Source organism: Synergistaceae bacterium, from assembly GCA_017540085.1.
Lineage (GTDB): Bacteria > Synergistota > Synergistia > Synergistales > Aminobacteriaceae > JAFUXM01.
Genome location: JAFYBQ010000028.1, coordinates 14,439 through 38,620 on the forward strand (window position 1 = coordinate 14,439; position 24,182 = coordinate 38,620).

Sequence of the window (24,182 nt, forward strand, 5' to 3'; positions counted from 1 at the left end):
TTTTCAGGCAAGGAGACAAAATTTTTCCGGGCTTTAGCGTTTCTTCATGGCCGGAATTGTTCCCGCGAGCATGACGAGGAACGCGAGTCCGAATCCTGAGTCGCACCCTCCGCCTGAGCCGGAGCCGACCGCCAGAACAACATCACCGCTTGAGGGAACATCCCTGCTCACGTAGCGGATGACATCATGACTCTCGTACCTTATCTCAATTTCCCTGCTCACTACTGTAATAATGTCGCGGCTGATTATCACATCGTGGCTGATTATAACGTCAGGGCTTTCGGGGGCGGGCAGATTTGTCGAGGCGAGCCTAAGCTCAAGGCTTCCCATAAATTCGTCTTCATCGTCCGGGTTGGCTGTGTAGACAAAATCATAGTACCCTTTCGGGATTGAGCCGTAGTCCCCGCTCTCGTACCTAAGATTGCTGACATCGAGATAAATATAGCCGTCCTCGTCGACAGAAGTAACAAACGGCCCGTATACAGGGTACTCCGCTCCGTCTCCGGCCTCCCAGAAAACATCAGGCGAGCAGCCCTCATCAAACAGGGGGTCATAGTCGCGGCTTGCTTCGTAAGGAATCATTCCTGTGGGATATGTCGTGTTTGCCGCTGAGACGTAAGCCTCTACAAATTCGTGCGCTTCTGTTACGTTGGCGAGCCAGTAATTTATTTTCGTGCCGATTGGGTATGTATCTCCGCTGAGGTCTCTGGGCGCGTATATCAGCCTTGCCGCTAGAGGCTCATCGGGTATATTCTTGTTCGGGCGAACGTCATTGCTTGACTCGACATCCTTCACGCTGCCTGCTTCAGGGTATTCGACAAGATACCTGCCGAGTATCATCTTCTGGTCGGCTTTAACTTCCGTGCCTGTTCCGCCTGTTGTGAATGCCTTAATGCAGGCGTTCATAGGGATTTGCTTTCCTGCATTGTATGTATTCACTCCGTCCCACCATGTACCAGTGCGGCCGCTTCCAGAGAACCAGCTCTCTCCGTCATGCACCGCCGCGAAATCTGATCGGTGTTCCATTTTTCTCTCTACTGCAAGGGGATATTTTTCGTGCGGATTCGTTACTCTTGTAACAACAGTGAAGTATGTCCCGAGCGGTATATTGCTGGTCATCTTCTTTGTGTGGTAGCCCGCATTCTTATATGTCTCTGTGCCGCTTGCCAGCGGAGTCGCGCCGGGAACATAGGGGCCTGCTTCCGGCTTTGTTGCTCCGTTGTCGTAAACCTGCCACTGAACTGTCGCCCCGGCCTCTGTCGTGTAGAATGATATTCCCTCTAGCACTTCTCCTGTGGAGCGAACCTTGAAGACATTTGCGGCGTACATTGTTGTGCTGTCCTCGCCGTAAGCGTCGCACCATCCGAGCGGGTCATGCTGGTAGAGTTTCAGGTCAGAGGACAGATTTTCGACGATAAACGCGGCTCCGTCCTGTACGGGCTGGCAGTAAGACATGTAGAAATATCCCTGGTCTTTGCTGTCCGCGACACCTTCAGGCCAGTCAGTTCCCCAGGAGTTTTTGACGATCCACGCGCCGTCTTCTGAAAGCGGGCCGGTTAAGACAAACCTGTCTTTCGAGAATGTATCATCCCAGCCGACTATGACGACTTCATGATTAAATTCATCGCCTTTGTTATAGTAAGCGAGCTTTCCGCCGTTTAAGCGTCCGCTTCCGTCAGCGTTATAGCTTACCGAGACTCCGCCGTGCTTCATGACGAGGTCTTTTACCATATCCCTGCTGATGAACTGCCTGTAAGCACTCTCGCGGCTGAGCCATACAGGGACTTCCGAGCCGAAAAGAACATCAGTAACCCTCAGCTGAACATCAAACGAGGCATCCGGGGCGGCGGTGGGTTCGGGAAGGAGCTTATGCCCAAGCGCGGATTGGGCTGCACTCTGGAAAAGCTCGTAGGAAGGATACTGCTTGAAGTCGTACCACTTGGACGGAATATCGCCGCTGTAGCCTATGCTGCGGAGGACTGCTGTCGACAGGTACGGAAGCTCTTCCTCAAGCAATGGGCCGTCAAGCCGGGTAAGGTATGAGACTGCCGGGAGGATACTGGCACCCGCGATTGTGGCGAGGGTGAGAGTCCTGGGCATAATGGAAGTCTCGTGAAATCTCTTGTCGGGGTCATTGCGGAGATACCATGCCATATGAAGCTCGGACAGGTCAAAATCTTCTGACTCTACCGCAGACATGGATTTGCTGTTTATTACAGGCTCAATCTTGCCGCTTGCAGTCCGCGTTAGATAGTTGCTCTCAAGCGCGCCGAAAACGCCGAACGCCCAGCATGTTCCGAAGTTGCCCTGATTCCTGACGGGGGAAACACGCCCTAATGCCCGCAAATCATACGAGACCGGGAAATTTGCGCCGTAAGCACCCGCTGACATGACAATCACGACAGCAAGCACCGCCAAAAATAAACGTTTCAACAAAATTATCACCTCATGTGGAAATTTTTGTTATGCTAATTATATTCATCCGCACAAAAAAAATACCCTCCCGAAAATTTCAGGAAGGTATCACGGATATTATTCCCTATTCAAGAATCGCGCCTTTGTCCGCTGACGTTACGAGCTTGGCATAACGCGCAAGATAGCCCGTCTTGATTTTCGGCTCATTGGGAGTCCAGTTCTTTCGGCGTTCGGCTAATTCCTCGTCCGAAACTTTCAGGGTTATGCTGTAATTGTTGATGTCAATCGCAATAATATCCCCCTCATGAACGAGTCCTATATTCCCGCCTGAAGCCGCCTCCGGGGAAACATGGCCGATACTCGCGCCCCTCGTCGCCCCCGAAAATCTCCCGTCCGTAATCAGTGCCACGCTTGTGTCGAGTCCCATTCCGCAAATTGCGCTGGTAGGGTTCAGCATTTCGCGCATACCCGGCCCGCCTTTAGGCCCCTCGTAGCGAATCACAACGACATCGCCGGGGTTAATCTTCCGGGCATATATCGCGGCTATTGCGTCATCCTCAGAGTCAAACACCCTCGCGGGGCCTTCATGCGTCATCATTTCAGGAGCGACCGCCGAGCGTTTCACCACACAGCCATCCGGCGCAAGGTTGCCCTTCAGGACTGCAATACCTCCTGTTGACGAGTACGGATTCTTCACCGTGCGGATTATTTCACCGTCAAGAATCTCACAGCCCGCTATATTTTCGGCGACTGTCTTCCCTGTGGCGGTGATTAGGTCTGTGCGGATTAGTCCGTTTTTCGCAAGCTCATTCATGACAGCGTAGACTCCTCCGGCGCGGTCTAAGTCCTCCATGAAGGTATCGCCCGCCGGGGCTAAGTGGCACAAATTCGGGGTGCGTTCGCTGATTTCGTTTGCGTGTGAAAGGTTGATTGTTACACCTGCTTCGTGAGCGATTGCGGGAAGGTGCAGCATTGTGTTTGTGGAGCAGCCCAAAGCCATGTCAACCGCTTCTGCATTGTCGAACGCTGAGGCCGTCATAATGTCGCGGGGGCGTATATTGTCCCTCACAAGCTCCATAATCTTCATGCCCGTTAATTTCGCGAGTCTGATTCTTGCTGACAGGGGAGCGGGGATTGTGCCGTTTCCTTTCAGCGACATTCCGATAGCTTCCGTAAGACAGTTCATAGAGTTTGCGGTGTACATTCCCGAACATGACCCGCAGGACGGGCAGGCGTTCTCGGTGTAGTCGTCGACTCCGGCCTCGTCAAGTTTCCCGGCATGATACGCCCCGACAGCCTCGAACATATGACTCAGGCAGGTACGCTTACCGTTCTTGAGATGTCCTGCGAGCATCGGCCCTCCGGCGCAGAATATTGCGGGAATGTTGAGACGCGCCGCCGCCATCAGGAGTCCCGGCACATTCTTGTCGCAGTTGGGAATCATCACGAGTCCGTCAAACTGATGAGCGATCGCCATAGCCTCTGTACTGTCAGCAACAAGATCACGCGACACAAGGGAGTACTTCATACCTACATGACCCATGGCGATACCGTCGCAGACAGCTATAGCCGGGAACATCATCGGAGTCCCTCCTGCCGCGTAAATGCCTTCTTTGACGGCCTGGGCGATTTTGTCGAGGTGCATATGACCGGGGACTACCTCACTGAATGAGCTAACGACTCCGATTATAGGGCGGGAAATTTCTTCCTTCGTCAAACCTAAAGCGTAAAGCAGGCTAACATTCGGGGTGCGTTCGACTCCGGCTTTGATGTTATCACTTCGACACTTCATCGAGGCTTGAACCGTCCTTCCACAACATTTGCTCGCGTAACTCTTTGCCGATTACCTCCATCGGGTGCTTTGCGAGCTGATCCCGGCGTGAGTTGAAGAAAGTGCGCCCGTTCTTGTTCTCGGCGATCCATCTTCCCGCAAATGTTCCGTCCTGAATGTCCTGCAAAACTTTCCGCATGTTGGCTTTGATTTCCTCATGAGGAAGCACGCGAGGCCCTGAAACGTATTCGCCGAACTCGGCTGTGTCGGAAATTGAGTAGTTCATTGCCGCGACTCCGCCCCTGTTCACGAGGTCGATGATTAATTTCATCTCGTGTATGCACTCAAAGTATGCATTAACGGGGTCATAGCCTGCCTCACAGAGTACTTCAAATCCGCACTGCATGAGGTCAACGACTCCGCCGCAAAGAACAGTCTGCTCCCCGAATAAATCCGTCTCGGTCTCCTGCTGCATGGTAGTCTCAAGTATTCCGGCTCTCGCTCCGCCAATCCCGGCAATGTATGCTAATGCGGTGTCGAGGCATTTCCCGGAAGCGTCCTGCTCAACGGCCACAAGGCAGGGGACTCCCTTCCCGGCAACGTACTGACTACGCACCGTATGCCCCGGTCCTTTGGGCGCGGCCATGAAGACATCGACTCCGGCGGGTGCGACAATCTGCTTGTACCTGATGTTGAAGCCGTGAGCGAATGCGATTGTCTTTCCCTCTGTGAGGTTGGGCAGCATTTCGGCGCGGTACATGTCGGCCTGCTTCTCGTCATTGATGAGTATCATGATGATGTCGGCGGCCTTTGTTGCTTCTGCGACTGTCATAACCGTAAAGCCGTCTTTCTCTGCGACAGGCCATGACTTTCCGCCCTTGTAGAGTCCGACAATGACATCACAGCCCGAATCGCGGAGATTCATTGCGTGGGCGTGTCCCTGTGAGCCGTAGCCGATGATGGCGATCTTCCTGCCTGTGAGCTTGCCTAAATCGCAGTCCTTCTCATAATAAACTCTTGCCATGAAAATTATTGCTCCTTTTTTTTGCGTGGAAATTTGGAATATTTTAGCAGAGAAAAATTTTTATTACACAGGGCAGAATATGAGTCCCAAAAAAATTAACGCCTGTGAAATTCTGAATAAGTGAAAAATTGCCCGCGCTGTGTCATAATTCAGGCAGTCCAATTTTCAGCAGGAGGAAAATAAATCATGAAAAAATTTGCGGCATTAGCATTCGTTCTTGTCCTCACAGTTTCGGGAACATCATTCGCGGCGGCGACTGCGGACTCGATAATCACCGGGGCGGTCTCAATAATCGAGGAAATGTCATCGCAGGGCGACGTTTCTTCAATGGCTGACACCGTGAACGCCTCCCGCGCCATAGCTATAGTTCCGTCAATGGTCAAAGCAGGCTTCATCATCGGCGGCGAATACGGCGAGGGACTCATTCTCCGCCACGAAAACGGCAAATGGTACGGGCCTAGCTTCTACAACATCGGCGGAGGGTCATTCGGATTTCAGGCCGGAGTTCAGAGCGTTGCGCTTCTTCTGTCTGTGTCGAACGAGCGCGGAGTCGGAGCTTTCACCGGGAGCAAAACGAAACTCGGCGGAGATTTCTCGATTGCCGCGGGGCCTGTGGGAAGACGTGCGGAGGCTGCTACAGACGCGCAGATTAAAGCGTCAATCTACAGCTACTCAATCGCAAAGGGACTTTTCGCGGGTGTCTCTCTTGACGGCTCTGTGATTAGCATCAGCGTGAAGCGCAACAAAGAGTACTGGGGCGACAAGGTTACGGCGAAAGAAGCCCTCAACAAGCCCGCAGATGACAAGCGTATACTTCCGCTCGTTAATGCTCTCGACAATCTCATCAAGAAAGCAAAGTAGACCGCAAAAATTACAGGGGGCAAAATTCCTTCACCCCCTGCATTCTTATTCCTCTTCTGTTATTTCGTGATACCCCGCAACGTTAATCTTCTTTTCTCCCGCAATCCCTTCAACATTTTCCTTCATGTCGCAGGGAAACTCGCAGGCTAATCCGCACGATGATGACAATTTTCTTGGCACCGGGGCAATACGCGCGGGGATTCCTGATTTCCGGCATGACCGCTCAAAGAGTAACGCCGCGCTTGTAGTCTTGAATGTGGCAAGGCAGAACATTTACAGATAGCCGTTAGCTTTGAGAATTTCGGCGGCCTTCTCCATGTGTCTGCGCGGCATTTTGATTACCGGCCCTGTGCAGCCCATTGCGGACTCGGCGTAAATTCCTTCCTTCCACAAAACTTTCACCGCGTTGTCGATCTCAAGTACATCAATTCCGTGTAATTCGTCATCTGTCGGTTCTGCGGGAGGTGCTTTCACTTCCTCTTCAGCCTGAGCCGCTTTAGGTGTGAGTCCGTCAATTTCATCATCAAGCCCGGCATTTCTGGCGGCTTTGAGTTCGTCAGCAACTTTTTCCGGCAATCCTCCCTGAATCACAGCGGCTGTGAACGCAAGAGCATTCGCGATGACTGGCGCGCCTGATGCACGGGAGACGATAGAGACGACATGCTTCCATCCCTCGCCGCATGAAGGCCCGTAGCCCCAGCCGGTTGCCTCGTAGCTTCCGCCTGTCGTGAATGACGAGAACATTTTGACGAGAACATTCCCCGTAAGAGTGTCAGTAACGCAAACGTCAACAGCTCCCGTTAAGATGTCATTTCCGCGCAGAACACTTCCGCCGTCAGCGCGGGTCGACTCACCGAACGTTATCGGGTAGCCTTTCTCCTTCATTCGGGACAGCGCACGGAAAACGGGCTGTGCTGTGTCAACATTGAGTATGCCGACAGTAGGATTTGCGATTCCGAGAGACTTTGCGACCGCGATTCCGTAGACTGCGTTGCGTAACATTGCCTCGCCGCGTACGGTTGATGATGTTCCTGTTGTTGACGCGAGAATCATAGGCCGGCCTCTTCCGGGCGTGAAGACTCTTCCGATTGTCGTTACGCCGAGCGGGAACGGGAAATGCATTGCCACAGCTCCGGCGACTTCCCCGGACTTCACAGCCTCTTCAAGCCTCGCGGGAATATCGCACTCCTCGCAGTCTATGTACTCTAAATCCTCGTAGCCTTCAACTTTCGGGCCGATAAGGACGGGGATAACTGCTGATGATGTCTGAAGGGCTAATCTTGCGCCCTTTGCGATTTCCTTTGCGCCGTGTTCGCTCCCGGAGGCCATGAGTCCGACTCTGACTTTAGGCCCGCCGGATTTCGCGCTCTCTATAATCTCGCTGAGAGCCTCGCCGACTAATTTTTTGATTGCGTCAGACATTTTAGGCCAGCTTTCCGGCAACTTCGCCTAACGCTTCAAGTATCATTGCTTTGATGTCGTCTTTGCTGACTGCTGACGTAGGCGCAACGGGTTCAGGCTTCTCGATGAGGAATGACGCACCGTCAGCAAGATTCGTGAGTCTCGCGAGGAACAATGAGCCTTTGCCGATGATCATAGCGCGCTTGATTTTGCCCTCGTTGATGAGTTCACATGCCGGGCCTATGAAGGGAACGCCCGCGGGAATATGTCCCTGTGTGTGTGCGTAGCCTATTGTGCCGTGCTGCTTGATGAAGTCCATCATTGCGGGTTTCTCGATTGCCTTCTTCATTACAGCGAGTGCCGCAATCATTTTGATGTTCGCTAAAGGTACGTTGCCAGCTCCGGCGGGTTCGGTGATTTCGTGGTTCTGCAGTTCCGGCGCGAATCTGTCAACATCTGCAAACGTGAGTCCGGCTTTCTGCAAAGGCTCAAACGTCAGCGCACTTGTTACGGCCTGAGGTGCGCCGCCCGCGCCTACCGTGTGTTTTCCGAGAACGTCAAGACGCATTACGGGCATTGTACCGTCATCAGGCACAATCAGAACGGCGAAACTTCCGACGCAGTCCTCAAGCGCGAGGAGTCCTTTCTTCACGTGGTCGCGTGAGTTCATATAGAGCTTGGGAATTGACCCGCCCGCGACAACCGCAATATTTTTCCTTGCACCTGAAGCAACCTGTGCCGCCGCGTTAATCATGGCGTTTACAGGCCCGGCGCAGAATCCGCGTACATCACAGCCAGAAGCGTTTGTGCAGCCTGCAACTTCAGCGATTGCCTTTGCGAAATTTCCGCCTGCCCTCTGTCCTACGTCCCCGGCTCCTTCCTCTGAACACTCAATCACGAAATCGAGGTCAAGGGGATTCATTCCGCTGTTCTTGAGGAGGTGCAGAAGTGCGAGGACTCCTGACGCTTTGCCCGCAAGATTCTCCATCAGCACATGAGCCGTCAAGCACTGATCTGTAGGATGTCCGCTCCTGATACAGCCGACAACCTTCCCGCCGAAATACAGGGGGAGTCCGGCGCGTTCTTTGTATTCCGTCTCAATCTCCGCAAGATCGTGCATATTCTTGGGACGGACGACTCTTTTCACGATTGCTTCTGTGATTACGGGGTCTTCCGCCAATTTCTTGCTGACTTCCTCCGCAAATGATTTCTCAAGCCACACAAGCTCGAACTCATCACATGCGCTGATTAATCCGAGAAACTCATCTTCCGGCATAAGCTCGCCGAATTTCCCGTAGCGTTTCGCTTTCTCATCGGGAAGAAGGTTATCAACCCACGGAGTTTTGAGTCCTTCAAATTCCTCGTAGGAGATTCCGCCGATGTATGTCTGATTCGGCGCATAGTGGAGCGCGTGATCGTAGCTCTGCAAATGTTTCGGGAGCGCGTCTAAATACTCCTGCTCTTTTCCGCTGTGGAATGCCTCATAGGGTGTCCCGCCGTAATGGCTTCCTGTTTCGGGGGCGTGATTGAGGCAGTATGAGTAGCTTTTGATTCCGACTTTTGACATGATATTTTCTCCGCTTTCTGTAAAATTAATGCCCGGAGGATTCTTTAACGGATTCCCCCGGGCGTTTTGTTTCAGGATGTTACTTATTCAATAGCGTTCTTGCTGTACTGGTCGCGCATACCTTTGACTGCCGCGGTTAATGCTTCAGGATCAAGCACCATTTCCATCATGCTAATCTGCTCTTCCCATGCTGCGGGGTCGCACTCAGCTCTGATTACGGGGTCAAATACGTGATATACAGGGAGTTCCAACGAAACTCCGGCGAGGGGTCCTGCGTAGGTCGGGTCGCCTGCTGTAACTGTCTCGGCGTAAATCTCTGCGCCCTCTGCGTCAGATGATCCGAGAATTACAATGCAATCCGTACCGTATTTCTCTCCAGCGTCCTTTACACGCTGCTGATTCTGCAGGTCCATCGCTCCTGCGGCCGTTCAGACAAAGCACTCGGTAGCTGAGAATATTATCTCCGCTCCGCTGTCTTTGAGACATGCTTCCATTGCAGGCCCGGGAACGCCGTCGCGCTCGCCGAGAAGCAATAATTTCTTACCTGCAAGTTTCCCCATGTCAAGACACCATCCCTTCATTTAATTTTTTGTTTGCTGACTGATTTTTATTCCGTGCTGATTTTTTGCTGACTTACACTTTCACTTTACGTTTAACGCTTTGAGGATTACCTCCGACATTAATGGCTTTCCCTGCTCCTGCCTCCCCTGCGCAAGGGGAGGTGCCTGAAAGGCGGAGGGGTCGCGGAGGGGTCGCCGAAGCATTCCTCGTTTAGCCCATAAGCTCGTCAACCTTTGCTGTTATCGTCTCGATTGTAAGGTCATCGCCTCCGAGCCGTGCCACTTCTGCGCCGTCCTTGTAGAAAAGGAATGTGGGCTGTGCCATTACTGCCGGGCGTACCATCATTGCGACTCTCCTGTTCTTTGACGTGTCGACTGAGCAGAACTTGAATTTTCCCTCGTACTTGGGATTGTCGGCTAACTCGTGGTACTTGGGCATTAACGCCATGCAAGGCCCGCACTTAGGCCCCCAGAAGTCTAACACTGCGGGTACGGGGCTGTTCTTGAACTCGGCCTCGAAGTTTTCCTTTGTGATTTCGGTGATTGCCATCTTTGATTTTCACCTCGCTGTCCTTATGGAATGATTGTATTTTCCTGATTCGATTTGATTCCGTCAATACGTGATTCATTTGATTAACGGTTAATGATTTTTGTTATGGCCGAAAATTTCCCGCGCCGTTAAAATTTTAGACGCTGATAACATTTTTATTCCAACAAAATTTTCACACACACTTCACTTTTACGAGGCGGACTCTTTCTGAGGAATAAAGGCCGTGAATTTGTCGCTGTGATTTCCGGGAGCTGATTCAGAGTCAGCGGTGCGGTTTTCATGGAGTCGGTTTGTTAATGGCCATAATGATTCGGGAAGGGCGTTAAGGTTTTATGCGCGTGAAATTCTGCGTGCATGTTTCAACAACAATAAGGATGTGAAATTCAATAATGAGACTTGAAATAGGAGCGTTTCACGTCAAGGATATAAAGTTCGGCGACAAGACAGCATACAATGCCGGAGTCCTTACGGTGAACAAAGAAGAACTGCTCAAGGTCGTAAAAGAAGACGAGCATATAACGACAGCGGATTTCAGAATCGTACACCCGGGCGACAACGTGATACTCTGCCCCGTGAAGGAAGCCGTAGAAATGCGGTGCAAAGTTTCAGGCGGACACGGAATTTTCCCCGGCGTTCTGTCAGAAATGGAAGTAGCGGGTTCAGGCCGTACACATTGCCTTCAGGACTGCTCATTAATCGTAGTCGGTGAACACGCAGGCGGATTCCAGGACGGCGTAATCGCTATGGGCGGGAAATACCAGCACCATACGATTTTCGGCGACATGGTGAATCTTGTGCTTGTTGCTGACACTGACGAGGATTTTGAGCGGCACGAACAGCAGAAGAAGAATCACGCTCTCAGATGGGCGGGAATGAGACTCGCGGAATACATCGGCCAGTGCGTAAAGGACTTAGAGCCGGAAAATATCGAGGTCTACGATTTACCGTCAATCTACGAGAGAAGCGAAGAAGTCAACAAACTTCCGAGAGTAGTATACGTATTACAGCCTCAGACTCAGATGGAAGCGATGGGCTACAACACATTGATTTACGGCTGGGACGGGAATCACATTCTGCCCACGTTCATGCACCCGAATGAACTTCTTGACGGCTGTATGGTGTCAGGCTCATTCATGCCTACGTCATCAAAGATTTCAACCTACGAGTTTGCGACGAATCCGATGATTAAGAGACTCTACGCACAGCACGGAAAGACAATAAACTTCCTCGGCGTAATAATGTCGACTCTTAACGTCAAAATGGATGAGAAAGTCCGCTGTGTGAAAATGGCCGGGCAGATCGCAACATCACTCGGCGTTCAGGCGGCTGTTGTCGCTGAAGAGGGCTACGGCAACCCCGATGTCGATTACACGGCTATGCTTGTTGAGCTTGAGAGACTCGGAATCAAGACGGTAGGACTCTCGGACGAATGCACAGGGCGCGACGGAGCATCACAGCCCCTTGTGTCAATGAACCCCGCAACTAACGCGCTTGTTACGACCGGCAACGTTTCGCAGATGTACGAGTTCCCCGCAGGAATGGAAGTTATCGGAGAGCTTGAAGCACTTGCGAGGGACGGCAATTCGGGCGGCTGGGAAGGCTGCATAAAGCCGGACGGGTCATTTGTCATGGAGAATAACGGAATGTTCTGCGCGAATCACATCAGCGGTTACTCCATGAGGACATGCGCGGATTTCTAGTATAAAGGGGGGAAATCAGAATCATGAAAGCTATACATTACATCAACCAGTTCTTTGCAGGAATCGGCGGCGAGGAAATGGCCGATCAGACTCCGGTCTTCCACGACAAATTAATCGGCTGCTCGATGATGCTCAATGCCATGTGCAAGCCTGACATCGAAGTAACAAACACGATCGTCTGCGGAGACAACTACATCACGAATCACACGGAAGAGGCGTTGAAGGAGATTTTCGCGTTCCTCGACACAAAGGAGTTCGGGATATTCTTTGCGGGGCCTGCATTCATGGCAGGGCGTTACGGAGTCGGCTGCGGAATCATCTGCAAGGCCGTATCAGAACGCTATCACGTGCCTGTAATCACCTCAATGAACGAGGAGAACCCCGGCGTTGAGGAGTACAAAGCGGCGGCGTATATCTTCAAGGGCGGGCGCAAAGCTACGTTCATGAAGCAGGACGTTACACCGATGGCGGCATTCGCGAAAAAGATCGCAAAGGGTGAAGAGCTTTTACCGGCAGCACAGGAAGGTTATTTCCCGCGCGGAATCCGTATGGAAATTCCTGAGCCTAACGGAGTCATGGCGGCTGACAGAGTTATTGATATGCTCCTCAAGAAGATTAACGGCGAGCCTTTCCAGACAGAGTTAATCATTCCGAGCATGGAGAAGATTCCGCCCGCAGCACCGTTGAAGGATCTCGCACACGCTACAATCGCTCTTGTTTCGTCAAGCGGAGTCGTACCCGTCGACAACCCCGACAGGATTCAGAGTGCTTCCGCTCAGAAATGGGGCAAGTACAACATTGCAGACAGGGACAATTTACCCGAAGGCGTGTACAAGACGATTCACGCAGGATTTGACCCGGCGGCAATGTGCGCAGTTCCTGACAGAGGAATCCCGCTTGATGCTATGCGCTACTTTGAGAAGCAGGGCAAAATCGGCAAGGTCTACGATTGGTTCTATGTTACAGTCGGAACAGGAACGACACAGGCATTTGCGGCGAAATTCGGCCGTGAAATCGCAAAGGAGCTTCACGAGGCGGGAGTTGACGCGGTAATTCTCACATCGACCTGAGGAACCTGCACGCGTTGCGGTGCAACGATGGGAAAAGAAATAGAGCGTACAGGAATCCCCGTAACAGTAATGTGCAACCTTATCGATGTTGCGAAAACAGTCGGGTCAAACAGAATGGTGCAGACAGTATCAGTGCCTTACCCGCTCGGAGACCCCGAACTCAGCAAAGAGGCAGAATGGCAGCTCAGGACTTCACGTGTTGAAGCAGCACTTAACGCCCTTGCTACACCGGTTGAAGAGCCGACAGTCTTCCCGTCAAAATTCTAGTGCAAAAATTATGCTGGGAGTTGTGAGAATCAGCCCCCGGCATTTTTTTACGCGCAAAAAATCACAAAAGGAGCTGAGTTTTTCACATGTCCGACAAAAAGAAAGACGAAGGCCGCGATTTTCTCGTAACGGGATCAGTCAGCGGCGTGGAAAAGTCAACATCAAAAGTTAATTCCGTCTACATAATCTCAATCGCAATCACATTCGCAATCGTAGCATGGGGCTATCTCGCGCCGGAAAATTTCGGAGGGTTCGCAAACGCGCTTTTCGGAGGACTCACAAAATATTTCGGCTGGGGCTATCTCCTCACAATGAATGCGTTTGTCATCTTCTGCCTCGTAATGGCGTTCAGCAGATTCCGCAATGTCAGACTCGGTAACCCTGAAGACCGCCCGGAGCACAGCAATATTTCATGGTTCGCAATGCTTTTCTCCGCCGGAATGGGAGTCGGACTCGTCTTCTACGGAGCAGGAGAGCCGCTGATACACTTCCAGAATACGCCGTTCGGAGCGGAGCCGGGATCTATTCAGGCAGCAAGAGACGCAATGCAGATTTCCTTCTTCCACTGGGGGCTTCACCCTTGGGCGGGCTATGCAGTAATCGCTATGCCTATGGCCTATTACCAGTTCAGGAGAAATTCACCGGGACTCATCAGCTCATTGTTCATTCCGATTTTCGGACAGAAGGCCGTTGATGGGTGGTTCGGGAAATTTATTGATGTTCTCGCAATCTTCGCGACTCTCGCGGGAATCACAACGTCATTAGGACTCGGAACGTTACAGCTTAACAGCGGATTGAACGAAATCGGCGGCATCGACAAAACGACAATGATACAGGTAACAATCATCATCATACTTGCGGTGCTTTACACAGGTTCGGCGGTTCTGGGAATCGACAAGGGCATAAAGTTTGTGGCGAATCTCAATCTCGTAATATGCCTCGCGTTAATGGTGCTGTTATTTTTCGTAGGGCCGTCGCTCCCGATTCTTGAGTCATTGATGACAGGTATCGGCGATTTCACAAGCGGACTCGTAAAAGAGAGTTTCATGATGGCACCGTACGGAGGAAAATACGCGGATCATCTCAAGAATTGGACGCTCTACTATTGGGCGTGGTGGATTGCCTGGGCACCTTTCGTCGGCTCATTCGTCGCAAGAATTTCACGCGGAAGGACAATCGGCGAATTTGTTGCGGGCGTTCTCATTGTTCCGGCGTTAGGGAGCTTCACATGGTTTGCGATTTTCGGAACGTCAGCATTACATCTCCAGCTCGTTAAAGGAATCGACATCGCCACGCAGGTAACGAAAGATATATCTGTGGGAGTCTTTGCGCTCTACAAGTATTACCCGATGGGCTTCATTATGTCCGTAACAATGCTCGTCTTAATCACAACATTTTTCGTTACGTCTGCGAACTCTGCAACGTTCGTGTTGTCTATGTACTCGAATCACGGCGACCTCAACCCGTCAAAGTCAAAGATGGGCGTATGGGGAGTCCTCATGGCCGCGCTTGCTATCGTTTTGCTGATGACGGGAGGACTTCAGAACTTGCAGACAATCTCATTAACGGCTGCTCCTCCGTTTGCGATCATAATGGTGTGCGCTTGCTGGTCATTGTGGAAGTCTCTGTGCAAAGACGAAAAGGAAGGCAAATTGTAGCGCGTGATATGATTCTAGCGTAACTTCCCCCTATGATGACCCCCATTCCGCTTGCGCTCCCTCCCCCCTTGGCAGGGGGGACAGGACTTGCGGGGAAGGGAATTGCATAGAGGCAGAATATCAGAAGGAGTTGTTGACATTGGACAAAGGGCAGAAGCTCCGGGCTATTCCTGCAATGGATATAGTTCTCGGACTTGAATGGGTGCAATCATGGCTAGAGTCTCTCGGACGAATGAGAGTTAAGCGGATAATCACGCGGGAGATGTCAGAGATTCGGCGGTCTATTCTTGAGGATGACGGGGATTTTTCGCCTGATGATTTCCGTGACTCATGCCTGAATGCGTTTGCTTCTGCCTCACGTCCCCTTCTCCGGCGCGTCGTGAATGCTACGGGAGTCGTAATTCACACGAACTTGGGACGCTCATTAATCGCAAGTGAAGCTGTCTCGGCCATGTCGGAAATTGCCGGGAGCTACAGCAACTTAGAGTACGACCTCAAAGCCGGCGCGAGGGGTCAGAGAAATTCACACGTTGAGGATTTATTGTGCGCTCTCACTGGTGCGGAGTCATCGTTCGTCGTCAACAATAATGCCGGGGCGGTCATGCTCGCATTGTCGGCACTCGCAAAAGACTCAGAGGTCATTGTTTCACGCGGAGAGCTTGTAGAGATTGGCGGGTCATTCCGAATCCCTGACATAATGGAGTTATCCGGCGCGACTCTTCACGAGGTCGGCACAACAAACCGCACTCACCTTTACGATTACGAGCGGGCAATCAATGAGTCAACAAAAATGCTCATGAAGATTCACCCGTCAAATTTCAGGATTGAAGGCTTCACATCATCACCCGAACGCAAAGAATTATCACGCCTCGCAAAAGAACACGGCCTAATCTTTATGGAAGATGCCGGAAGCGGATTGCTTGTTGACGGTGAAATAATCGGCCTGTCGTCAAACAGCGGGGAAATTAGCATACGCGAATGTATAGAGGCAGGCGCGGACATCGTAACATTTTCGGGCGATAAGATACTCGGCGGGCCTCAGATAGGCGGGATTGCAGGAAAGAAGAAATACATTGACCGACTGAAGAAATATCCCCTTGCGCGGGCGTTGAGGTGCGACAAAGTTACGCTAGCAGGATTCGAGGCTACATTGAGGCTTTACGCTCAGGGAAAATATGATGACATTCCGACTCTGAGAATGATACGGCGCGACATTGACGGAATGAAATCACAGGCTGAGTCGCTCGCTGAAAGTTTGCGGGAAAAAGTGAAAGCTGAGATTCGAATCATTGAGACTGAAGACGCTACCGGGGGAGGCTCCTGCCCTGAGATAAAGTTGCGGGGATATGGAGTCGCCGTCAAGCATGAGTCATACGGGGCGGGATATATTCAGAAACTTTTGCGCGGACTCGATGTCCCGATTCTTTGCGGTGCGCGTGAAAATGAGATTGTGATTCACGTTCGAACGCTTCAAGATTCTGACGCTGAATCAATTTCGGCAAGTCTGGCAGGTGTCCTCAATGCGTGAAATATCGTTAGTGTTAGGCACGGCAGGCCACATAGATCACGGCAAAACAGCACTCATCAACGCATTAACGGGAATCAACTGCGACCGCCTAATAGAGGAACGCAAGCGCGGAATCACAATAGAGTTAGGGTTCGCGCCTCTGAAACTTGAGGACGGGAGAGTCGTAAGCGTTATTGATGTCCCCGGCCATGAGAGATTCATTCGCCAGATGGTAGCGGGGGCTTCAGGAATTGACGCGGCATTACTCGTGATTGCGGCTGATGAGTCCGTAATGCCTCAGACTCGCGAGCATTTAGCGATTATGGAGCTTCTTGGCGTTCATGACGGGCTTATAGCAGTAACAAAAATCGACCGCGTTAAAGATGATGAAGGAATGCTTGAGCTTGTTATTGATGACGTGAAAGAATTTGCGCGGGGAACGTTCCTTGAGGGAAAATCGGTTGTGCCTGTGTCGAGTGTTACGGGCGAGGGACTCGATGACTTGCGGCGGGAGATCACAGCACTGATTGACCGCGTGAAAGTGAGACCGAGAAGCGGGGCGTTCTTTCTTCCTGTTGACCGTGCGTTTACTGTTTCGGGATTCGGGACTGTCATAACGGGGACTGCGTATCACGGCACGGCTCATCCTTCAGACCGAATAGAAGTATTACCGTCCGGGCGCGAGGGAAGAATACGAACGCTGCAGGTTCACGGGCAGAATGTAGAGAGCGCATACGCAGGACAGAGAGTCGCGGCGAATCTCGCGGGGATTGATATTGATGATATTTCGCGGGGTGATGTCGTATGCCACAAGGGAATATTCAGACCCACGAAATGTTTTGAGGCCGTCATAAAAATTCTCCCGAACGTGAAAGAACCCATAAAGCATTGGCAGCGGGTACACGTCTGCACAGGAACATCGGAAGCATTAGCCCGCGTATCACTCCTCACAACAAAGCAGATTGAGCCGGGAGAGTCTCAGCCCGCACAGCTCGTACTTGAAGAGCCTGTAGTCTGCACATACGGACAAAGATTCATTCTCCGATTCTACAGCCCGCTGATCACAATCGGAGGCGGGGAAATCATCTACCCTTACTCCTACAAGCCTAGAGGAGCGGCCATGCGTGCGAAAATCCTTCAGCGGATAGACAGCCTAAAGTCAGCAAAAAATCCCGCAGAAAGATTCGCATACCTCATCAATGAAGCCGGAGTCATGCAAAAGTCTGAAGCGTTGCAGGTGTTGCAGGACACACAAGAGAATTTAGACTCATTAACTGAAAAATTATCGTCAGCCGGAAAAATAGTTATTGCAGACAACAATATTATGTCGGAAAATTACTGCGGTGAAATCATGAACTCCCTTAAAGAATCCGTTAAGCAGTATCAATCACATTATCCCGCAGAAAAAGGAATGCCCCTAGAGGAGGCTAATGTTTCGCGCTCAGTCATAAATCTTGCTGTCGAACGAGGAATTATAGCGATGACTGATGGCAAACTTCACACGCCTGATTTTGTCCCTGAGAATGACGAGGCATTTACCGCAAATATTGAGGCCGTCAGAAATTTCTGCATGAGTCGGAAATGGCAGCTCCCTACGCTTGACGAACTCAGGAAAGAATTATCGCTCCCGGAAAAAGGCGGGCAAAAATTCACGAAAATTATTCAGGCAATGAGGAATGACTCATCACTCGCATTAATCCCGGAAGGCTATGTGTTAATACGTGAGCTTGAAGACGAAATGCGGAGTCTTCTGCGCGGACTCGGAAGCCAGGTAACATTAGCGCAGGTTCGAGACGCAACTGGCAGCACACGGAAATACATTCTCCCTATACTTGAGTATTTCGACAGCAAAGGCTACACGAGAAGGGCGGGTGATGTTCGTGTCGTGCTGTAATGAGTCGCAAGCCGTCAAAAAGAGACTCACGGAGCTTTCACACTCCAGCGGGTGAGCTGCGAAAATAGGTCCGGCGGATCTAAAAGAAGTGTTATCGGGAATCCCTCAGATTTACGGCGACAGGATTCTAGCCTCATGGAACGGGAACGAGGACGCGGCAGTCTTTGAGCTTGATGAGAATCGTTACGGCATTTTGACGGTTGACTTCATCACGCCAGTAGTTGATGACGCATTCACGTGGGGACAGATTGCGGCGGCTAATTCGCTGAGTGATGTTTTTGCGATGGGAGGCCGTCCGATTGTTGCGCTTAATGTCGTATGCTTCCCGACAAAATATCTTGAGCTTGACGTTCTGAAATCGATACTTGAGGGAGGATTCGAGCGTGTGAGGACCGCAGGAGCTTTTCTTGTGGGAGGACACAGCGTGCAGGATGACGAGCCTAAATACGGGCTTGTTGTTTACGGTGAGGCGGAGAAGTTAAAACTTTGGCGCACAACGGGAGCGCGTGAAGGCGACAAACTCATTCTCACAAAGCCCCTCGGAACAGGGATCGCAGTAACAGCCATCAAAGCCGGAATGATTGAGGACGAGTCAACAGTAACAGAAGCTACTGACAGCATGAAGACTCTAAACATTGTGAATCTCCCTGATGATTTGCACATGGCCGTGAATGCCGCTACAGATGTTACGGGATTCGGACTCGCGGGTCATCTTCTCGATATGTTAGGCGGGAGTCTCAACTGCGTAATCAATCCGAAAATTTTGCCGACAATCGCGGGAGTGAAGGAACTTGCTGACATGGGATTAGTCCCTGAAGGCGCGTATAGGAACATGGCCATGTATCAAGACAATGTTGACGTAGTTCCGAGATTCTGCGGCGACCCCGCGGCGACCCCTCCGCGACCCCTCCCTGCCCTCCCCTTTCGCAGGGGAGGCGAGAACCCCGGCGACTCTCTCGTCCCCCATGCCAATAAGGGATACAGGGGGGTAAGTAGCGGGCTTAATCAGTCGGATATTGATATGATATATGACGCTCAGACATCGGGCGGGCTGTTATTGGCCGTGAGTCCCGGAAAATCTCAGGCGGTACTGAATCACATCAGGAAGGAGGGATTCGGAAGGGCAGAAATAATCGGCGTGTTCACGAAAGGGAATGGCAGAATAATTGTTAGTGAAAGAAGGCTTTAACATGAGGAAATTTTTGGCGGTTCTGGTTGTTGTGTTGTCGGTGAGTCAGGCGTTTGCGGCGGGGGATGAGCTGTTTCAGACGGCGTTGCTTCAGTCGCTGATGCAGGGAGAATATGACGGCGTTATTACCGTGAAAGAGCTGAAGTCTTACGGCGATACGGGCATCGGAACATTTCAGGGCGTGAATGGCGAGCTGATTATGTCAGGCGGAAAAGTCTATCAGGCTTTGTGGGACGGAAGTGTGAAAGTTGCTTCAGATGATGAGACAGTCCCATTCGCGAACGTTACATTTTTTGACGCGGACATATCGAAAGACGGCGTAACAGCAGAGAATTTCAGCGCGCTTGCAGAAATTATGACCTCGATAACCCGCGAGCATGGCCGGAATCAGTTCTACATGGCAAAAGTCAGCGGATTAATGCCTCATATCCTTGTACGCAGTGAGCTTAAACAGGAAGAACCCTACAAGCCGCTGAATGACGCTCTCAAGACTGACCAGCGGGAATTTGAGTACAGCGACATACGCGGGACAATCGTAGCTCTTTACTGCCCTAACTACATGCGCGGACTCAATTCGGCGGGGTGGCACCTTCATTTTGTCTCTGAAGACGGGACAAAGGGCGGCCATGTCTTGAACGTCTCAACAAAAAATTGTCTTCTCGAAATGGACACAATAAGCGAGTTTGTTATGATTGTTCCAAACAGAAAGACTTTCAACGACAAAGATTTATCCGTCAACATGCAGAAAGAAATTCAGCAGGTAGAAGGAAACTAAGAAGGAGGAATTTACCACAATGGAAAAGCATGAACTTGTCATCATCGGAGCAGGCCCGGCAGGAATGTCGGCGGCAATTTACGGAAGGCGCGCGGGTCTTGACGTTCTCGTACTTGAGAGAGCAGCAACAGGCGGACAGATTAACATCACGGACGAGATCGAGAATTACCCCGGTGTCGCACACGCAACAGGCCCGGAAATCGGCGACTTGCTGAAGAATCACGCGCTCAAATTCGGGACTGAGTTCCGCATGGTCGACAACAGCAAAGTAGAATTACGCGGCGACAAGAAAATCGTCATCACGAAAAAGGGCGGAGAAGAGAACGAAATCGAAGCCGAAGCTATCATCGTTGCAACGGGCGCGCATTTCCGCAGGCTCGGCTGTGAGGGTGAAGCGGAGCATATTGGGCAGGGCGTAAGTTTCTGCGCTGTGTGTGATGGCGCGTTCTTTGAGGATTTAGAGGTTGCCGTTGTTGGAGGAGGAAATACAGCGGTTGAAGAGGGCGGATACCTCACAAAATTTGCATCAAAAGTCTACATCATTCACCGCCGTGATGAGTTCCGTGCTGACCGTGCCGCAATCGCTCAGGCTCTCGCCAATCCCAAAATTGAACCCGTCTACAATACCGTTGTCGAGAAAATCGAGGGCGATGGAATGGTCGAAAATCTCGTGCTGAAGAACGTACGCACCGGGGAAATCTCAAACCTTCCTGTTTCGGGCGTGTTCATGTTTGTGGGACAGGAGCCGGATGTTGACTGCGTGAAAGGTCTCGTGAAGTCCGAGAAGGGCGGATGGATCATTACGAATGACCACATGGAGACATCAGTCGAGGGAATTTTCGCGGCGGGCGATGTCAGAAGCAAATACCTGCGTCAGGTAATCACGGCAGCTGCTGACGGTGCAGTCGCGGCAATGGCGGCAAGCTCATACATCAACGAGCAGCTTCATTTGCGCTCAACACTCTTAGAGCCGGAAGAGGTCAAGGCGTTCTTCTACTCAAGCATTGACGAAGCACAGGTGAAACTGTCGAACGCTGTCGAGAATTGCGCGAAAGCAAAGGGCGTGAAAGTCCCGGTGATTGACGGCTACAGGAACGCGAGAATGATCGACAAGCTCGGACTCGCTGACAAAATGCCCGCAGTCGCAGTGATAAAGAAGGGCGTTGTTGACAAAGTAACGACTCTCAAGAGCGAGGCAGAAATTGAAGGGGCATTAGCATAACAGCCCGGTGAAAAGTGAAAGCCTCCCCAGTGAATTTGCGAGGGAGGCTTTTTTGTCACGGTGAAACTCTGAGGGCTAATAGTAGCTAGCTATGCCGTTACAGCATGAAATACTTAATGGGAGTCGATGAAGGCACAACAGGGTGCAAGGCGGTATTATTTGATGAGGAAGGCAGGCAGATTTCAGACCGTGCTATAGGCTCAGGAGCTGGGCAGACGGGGACTCAGCTTATGGAACGTTGACCCCTGCGACATAATCACACTGGGGATTTTTCGGTATCAGTCGGGCGTATATGCCCGGTCTTACGTCAATATATACTTCACGGCCTCAAAGATTAATCTGTAGACATAATATAACCTGCTCATGCCGTACTTCTTGTGAATACCGTAAATCTCATCAAGCCGCCTTTTTGCCTCGCACAGACTCTTCTTTGTACTCATTCCCCCGAATGTGAAATTGCTGATTACCTTGTCGACCGGGATTAACTTTTTCCCGTCAACATAAAGATGAGTCGCAAAGTCAAAATCATCGTGCGAATTAATCAGCGGATAGGGATACTTCAGCAATATTTCACGGGACGCAAACGCCGCAGGGTGGCACCAGTGAGACGTTGACCAGAAGAGTCCGCGTTTTGCGTGCTTTATGATGTTCCCCTTCCCCGTGATAACGTTCAGGCTTCCCCACGCAAGGTCGTATTTCTCTCGCCCGTAAAGCTCCGCCATCGTCTGAACCGCGTCAGGCTCGTACCAGTCATCCGCGTTAATCTGCCCGACAATGACACCGTGAGCGAGTCGCGCTCCCTTGTTGAGAGCGTCATACATTCCCCGGTCAGGCTCGGAAATCACGCGCATGACTCTTCCCGGCCTCGCGCAGAATTTCTCCACATACGACTCCGCTATCATGGCCGTGTCGTCTTTCGAGGCTCCGTCAATCACAATGTACTCTATATTCTCGTATGTCTGACTCATAACGCTCTCTATTGTCCGCGATATAGTTGCCTCAGCATTATATGAGACAGTCAGAACTGTAACAGGCAGCGCGATTTTTATCACCTCATTTTGGATTCAATGCCGCGATTATAGCAGATTAGTTTTCCCGTTAATGTTGACATTTTAGAGTCTCTCTGCTAATCTTATCCGCGCTAAATCGTAATGGCACTCTTTGTGTGTGAGTGCTAAAATCATAACAGGAGGTGAAAAATCAAATGACGGAAAGGCAGTTAAGCATAATTCTTGCGGTAGTGTATGAGTACATAAAGACAGGAGAGCCGGCCGGGTCGCGCACGATTGTCCGAAAATACATAAAGGGACTCAGCCCCGCCACAATCCGCAACGAGATGGCAGACCTCGAAGAGATGGGATACTTCTATCAGCCGCATTCGTCATCAGGGAGGCTCCCTACAGCGAGGGCTTACCGGGTTTATGTCGACTCCGTAACGTCAAGGGCGCGGAATCATTCGCAGTCTGAAGACATAAAGCAGGAAATTCTCGGCAGCAAGAGCGGAATCGAGTCCCTTCTCAGGCACGTGACTCACCTTATGGCGCGCCTCACAAACTGTGTGGCGGTCGCGGCGGTTCCGGCACTTGAGAACGCAGAGATTCAGCACATCGACTTCATACTCATGGGAGGCAACAACATTCTTGCGCTGATTGTGCTTAAAGGCGGACTCGTCCATCATTCGCAGTTCACGCTTCCGTATGAGGTTGACGCGAAAACGCTTGAGGAGTTCAGCAGGAGGATTAACGCCTTTGCGGGCGGGCATTCGTGGAGCGAGGTCAAAGAGATTCTGTATCAGTACGCTTCATCGGGACTCACTGAGGCTGAGACTTCATGCAGGGACGCAATAAGGGAGCTTGACAGATTTTTGACGGAGCAGAATTACAAGTTTTTCAGCTCAGGCGCAAGGAATATTCTTGACTTACCGCAGTTTCAGACAGTCTCACGGATTCAGGCCGTCTTGAATCTCCTAGAGCAGGAAAAGCCCCTTGCCCAGATGATAGAGAAATGCCGCAAAAGCAAAGCCCTTAATATCACGCTTGGTGAGGAAAACGAAACCGAGGGCATGGAGGACAACGCAATGATCCTCATACCAGCGCGCCCCCGTCAGCAAAAAGCCGTGTTAGGTCTAATCGGGCCGCTGAGAATGGACTACGAGAAATCTATAAGCGTTCTTGAAACTGTAGCAGACATTCTTGACGAGGACTCATCAGGGAGGTGATGACATTGGACGAGGAAAAATTAGAGGAGGAAGAAGAAGCACAGCCGGAAATTACAGAGAATGACGAGCCGGAAGACTCCGAGTCCGACAAGCTGAAGAAAGAAATTGACAGCCTCAAAACGGAAATAAAAACAGTGAGGGCGGATTTCTTCAACTTCCGTCAGCGGACAATCAAAGAGCGTTCCGAGACTCGAACCCGCGCAAAAGAGGAAGCAGTAACAGAATTTTTGCCTGTTCTCGACAACTTAGACCGGGCATTGATGGCAAGCAGTGATGACCCCGCCGGAATCGTGAAGGGAGTCGAGATGGTACAGCGTCAGTTTGTCGGAGTTCTTGAGGGACTCGGAGTCAGCGTCATAAAGACAGACGGCGAAAAGTTTGACCCCTCACTTCATGACGCAACAGGCACGGAGAATGTTGATGACCCCTCGCTTGACGGCGTTATAGTCGCGGAAGTCCTCAAAGGCTACAGGACAAAAGACAGGGTTTTGCGCCCGGCAAAGGTCATAGTCGGCAAAAAAACAGGTGAATAG

21 protein-coding genes are annotated in these 24,182 nt (G+C 51.3%); 12 read left to right on the plus strand and 9 right to left on the minus strand.

What is annotated here, in order from left to right:
* Positions 1-33: 33 nt before the first annotated feature.
* The 3 genes from IKQ95_05525 to ilvC all read right to left on the minus strand — a co-directional run bounded on the left by IKQ95_05525 (position 34) and on the right by ilvC (position 5,210).
* Complete coding sequence (locus IKQ95_05525; GenBank protein MBR4196156.1) at positions 34-2,433, minus strand: hypothetical protein; 2,400 nt, start codon at positions 2,431-2,433, stop codon at positions 34-36.
* 106 nt (positions 2,434-2,539) lie between these two features.
* Positions 2,540-4,207, minus strand: coding sequence for a dihydroxy-acid dehydratase (ilvD, locus tag IKQ95_05530; GenBank protein ID MBR4196157.1), 1,668 nt, complete (start codon positions 4,205-4,207; stop codon positions 2,540-2,542).
* Positions 4,191-5,210 carry a ketol-acid reductoisomerase gene (gene ilvC / locus IKQ95_05535; protein MBR4196158.1) on the minus strand — a complete coding sequence of 340 codons (1,020 nt, stop codon included), beginning with the start codon at positions 5,208-5,210 and terminating at the stop codon, positions 4,191-4,193. The genes ilvD and ilvC overlap by 17 nt, the downstream gene beginning before the upstream one ends.
* Positions 5,211-5,396: 186 nt before the next feature.
* Between ilvC and IKQ95_05540 the strand changes: the two genes are divergently transcribed.
* A complete protein-coding gene (locus IKQ95_05540; GenBank protein ID MBR4196159.1) occupies positions 5,397-6,071 on the plus strand; it encodes a lipid-binding SYLF domain-containing protein in 675 nt (224 codons plus the stop codon).
* A gap of 45 nt (positions 6,072-6,116) precedes the next feature.
* Here the strand turns inward: IKQ95_05540 and IKQ95_05545 are convergent, their stop codons facing one another.
* The 5 genes from IKQ95_05545 to IKQ95_05565 all read right to left on the minus strand — a co-directional run bounded on the left by IKQ95_05545 (position 6,117) and on the right by IKQ95_05565 (position 10,149).
* The gene (locus IKQ95_05545) at positions 6,117-6,344 is read right to left on the minus strand and encodes a DUF3343 domain-containing protein (GenBank protein ID MBR4196160.1); all 228 of its coding nucleotides are present in this window, start codon (positions 6,342-6,344) and stop codon (positions 6,117-6,119) included.
* The gene (locus IKQ95_05550) at positions 6,345-7,493 is read right to left on the minus strand and encodes a glycine reductase (GenBank protein ID MBR4196161.1); all 1,149 of its coding nucleotides are present in this window, start codon (positions 7,491-7,493) and stop codon (positions 6,345-6,347) included.
* A 1-nt stretch (position 7,494) separates the two neighbouring features.
* Complete coding sequence (locus tag IKQ95_05555) at positions 7,495-9,039, minus strand: glycine reductase (GenBank protein MBR4196162.1); 1,545 nt, start codon at positions 9,037-9,039, stop codon at positions 7,495-7,497.
* A gap of 83 nt (positions 9,040-9,122) precedes the next feature.
* Positions 9,123-9,599 carry a glycine/sarcosine/betaine reductase complex selenoprotein A gene (locus tag IKQ95_05560; GenBank protein ID MBR4196163.1) on the minus strand — a complete coding sequence of 159 codons (477 nt, stop codon included), beginning with the start codon at positions 9,597-9,599 and terminating at the stop codon, positions 9,123-9,125.
* Between the two features lie 211 nt (positions 9,600-9,810).
* Positions 9,811-10,149: a thioredoxin gene (locus IKQ95_05565; protein ID MBR4196164.1), complete on the minus strand. Its 339-nt coding sequence runs from the start codon at positions 10,147-10,149 to the stop codon at positions 9,811-9,813.
* A gap of 389 nt (positions 10,150-10,538) precedes the next feature.
* Between IKQ95_05565 and IKQ95_05570 the strand changes: the two genes are divergently transcribed.
* From IKQ95_05570 to IKQ95_05610, 9 genes are all read left to right on the plus strand, one after another.
* A complete protein-coding gene (locus IKQ95_05570; protein ID MBR4196165.1) occupies positions 10,539-11,849 on the plus strand; it encodes a glycine/sarcosine/betaine reductase component B subunit in 1,311 nt (436 codons plus the stop codon).
* 20 nt (positions 11,850-11,869) lie between these two features.
* The gene (locus IKQ95_05575) at positions 11,870-13,186 is read left to right on the plus strand and encodes a glycine/betaine/sarcosine/D-proline family reductase selenoprotein B (GenBank protein MBR4196166.1); all 1,317 of its coding nucleotides are present in this window, start codon (positions 11,870-11,872) and stop codon (positions 13,184-13,186) included.
* A gap of 86 nt (positions 13,187-13,272) precedes the next feature.
* A complete protein-coding gene (locus IKQ95_05580) occupies positions 13,273-14,844 on the plus strand; it encodes a BCCT family transporter (protein ID MBR4196167.1) in 1,572 nt (523 codons plus the stop codon).
* A 133-nt stretch (positions 14,845-14,977) separates the two neighbouring features.
* A complete protein-coding gene (locus tag IKQ95_05585) occupies positions 14,978-16,372 on the plus strand; it encodes an L-seryl-tRNA(Sec) selenium transferase (protein MBR4196168.1) in 1,395 nt (464 codons plus the stop codon).
* A complete protein-coding gene (gene selB, locus IKQ95_05590; GenBank protein MBR4196169.1) occupies positions 16,365-18,245 on the plus strand; it encodes a selenocysteine-specific translation elongation factor in 1,881 nt (626 codons plus the stop codon). Before IKQ95_05585 ends, selB begins: the two co-directional genes overlap by 8 nt.
* An 88-nt stretch (positions 18,246-18,333) precedes the next feature.
* Positions 18,334-19,434, plus strand: a complete 1,101-nt coding sequence (selD, locus tag IKQ95_05595) for a selenide, water dikinase SelD (GenBank protein ID MBR4196170.1) — start codon at positions 18,334-18,336, stop codon at positions 19,432-19,434.
* 1 nt (position 19,435) lies between these two features.
* Positions 19,436-20,209, plus strand: coding sequence for an acetolactate decarboxylase (gene budA, locus IKQ95_05600; GenBank protein ID MBR4196171.1), 774 nt, complete (start codon positions 19,436-19,438; stop codon positions 20,207-20,209).
* A gap of 19 nt (positions 20,210-20,228) precedes the next feature.
* A complete protein-coding gene (trxB, locus tag IKQ95_05605) occupies positions 20,229-21,431 on the plus strand; it encodes a thioredoxin-disulfide reductase (protein ID MBR4196172.1) in 1,203 nt (400 codons plus the stop codon).
* 104 nt (positions 21,432-21,535) lie between these two features.
* The gene (locus IKQ95_05610; GenBank protein ID MBR4196173.1) at positions 21,536-21,673 is read left to right on the plus strand and encodes a hypothetical protein; all 138 of its coding nucleotides are present in this window, start codon (positions 21,536-21,538) and stop codon (positions 21,671-21,673) included.
* Between the two features lie 60 nt (positions 21,674-21,733).
* Here the strand turns inward: IKQ95_05610 and IKQ95_05615 are convergent, their stop codons facing one another.
* Positions 21,734-22,483, minus strand: a complete 750-nt coding sequence (locus IKQ95_05615; GenBank protein ID MBR4196174.1) for a glycosyltransferase — start codon at positions 22,481-22,483, stop codon at positions 21,734-21,736.
* Between the two features lie 152 nt (positions 22,484-22,635).
* Here IKQ95_05615 and hrcA point away from each other — a divergent pair, with 152 nt between their 5' ends.
* Together hrcA and IKQ95_05625 are read left to right on the plus strand one after the other, a co-directional pair.
* Positions 22,636-23,649 (plus strand): heat-inducible transcription repressor HrcA, encoded by a 1,014-nt coding sequence (gene hrcA, locus IKQ95_05620; protein ID MBR4196175.1) that lies wholly within the window; start codon positions 22,636-22,638, stop codon positions 23,647-23,649.
* A 5-nt stretch (positions 23,650-23,654) separates the two neighbouring features.
* Entirely contained in the window at positions 23,655-24,182 is a 528-nt protein-coding gene (locus IKQ95_05625; protein MBR4196176.1) for a nucleotide exchange factor GrpE, read from the plus strand.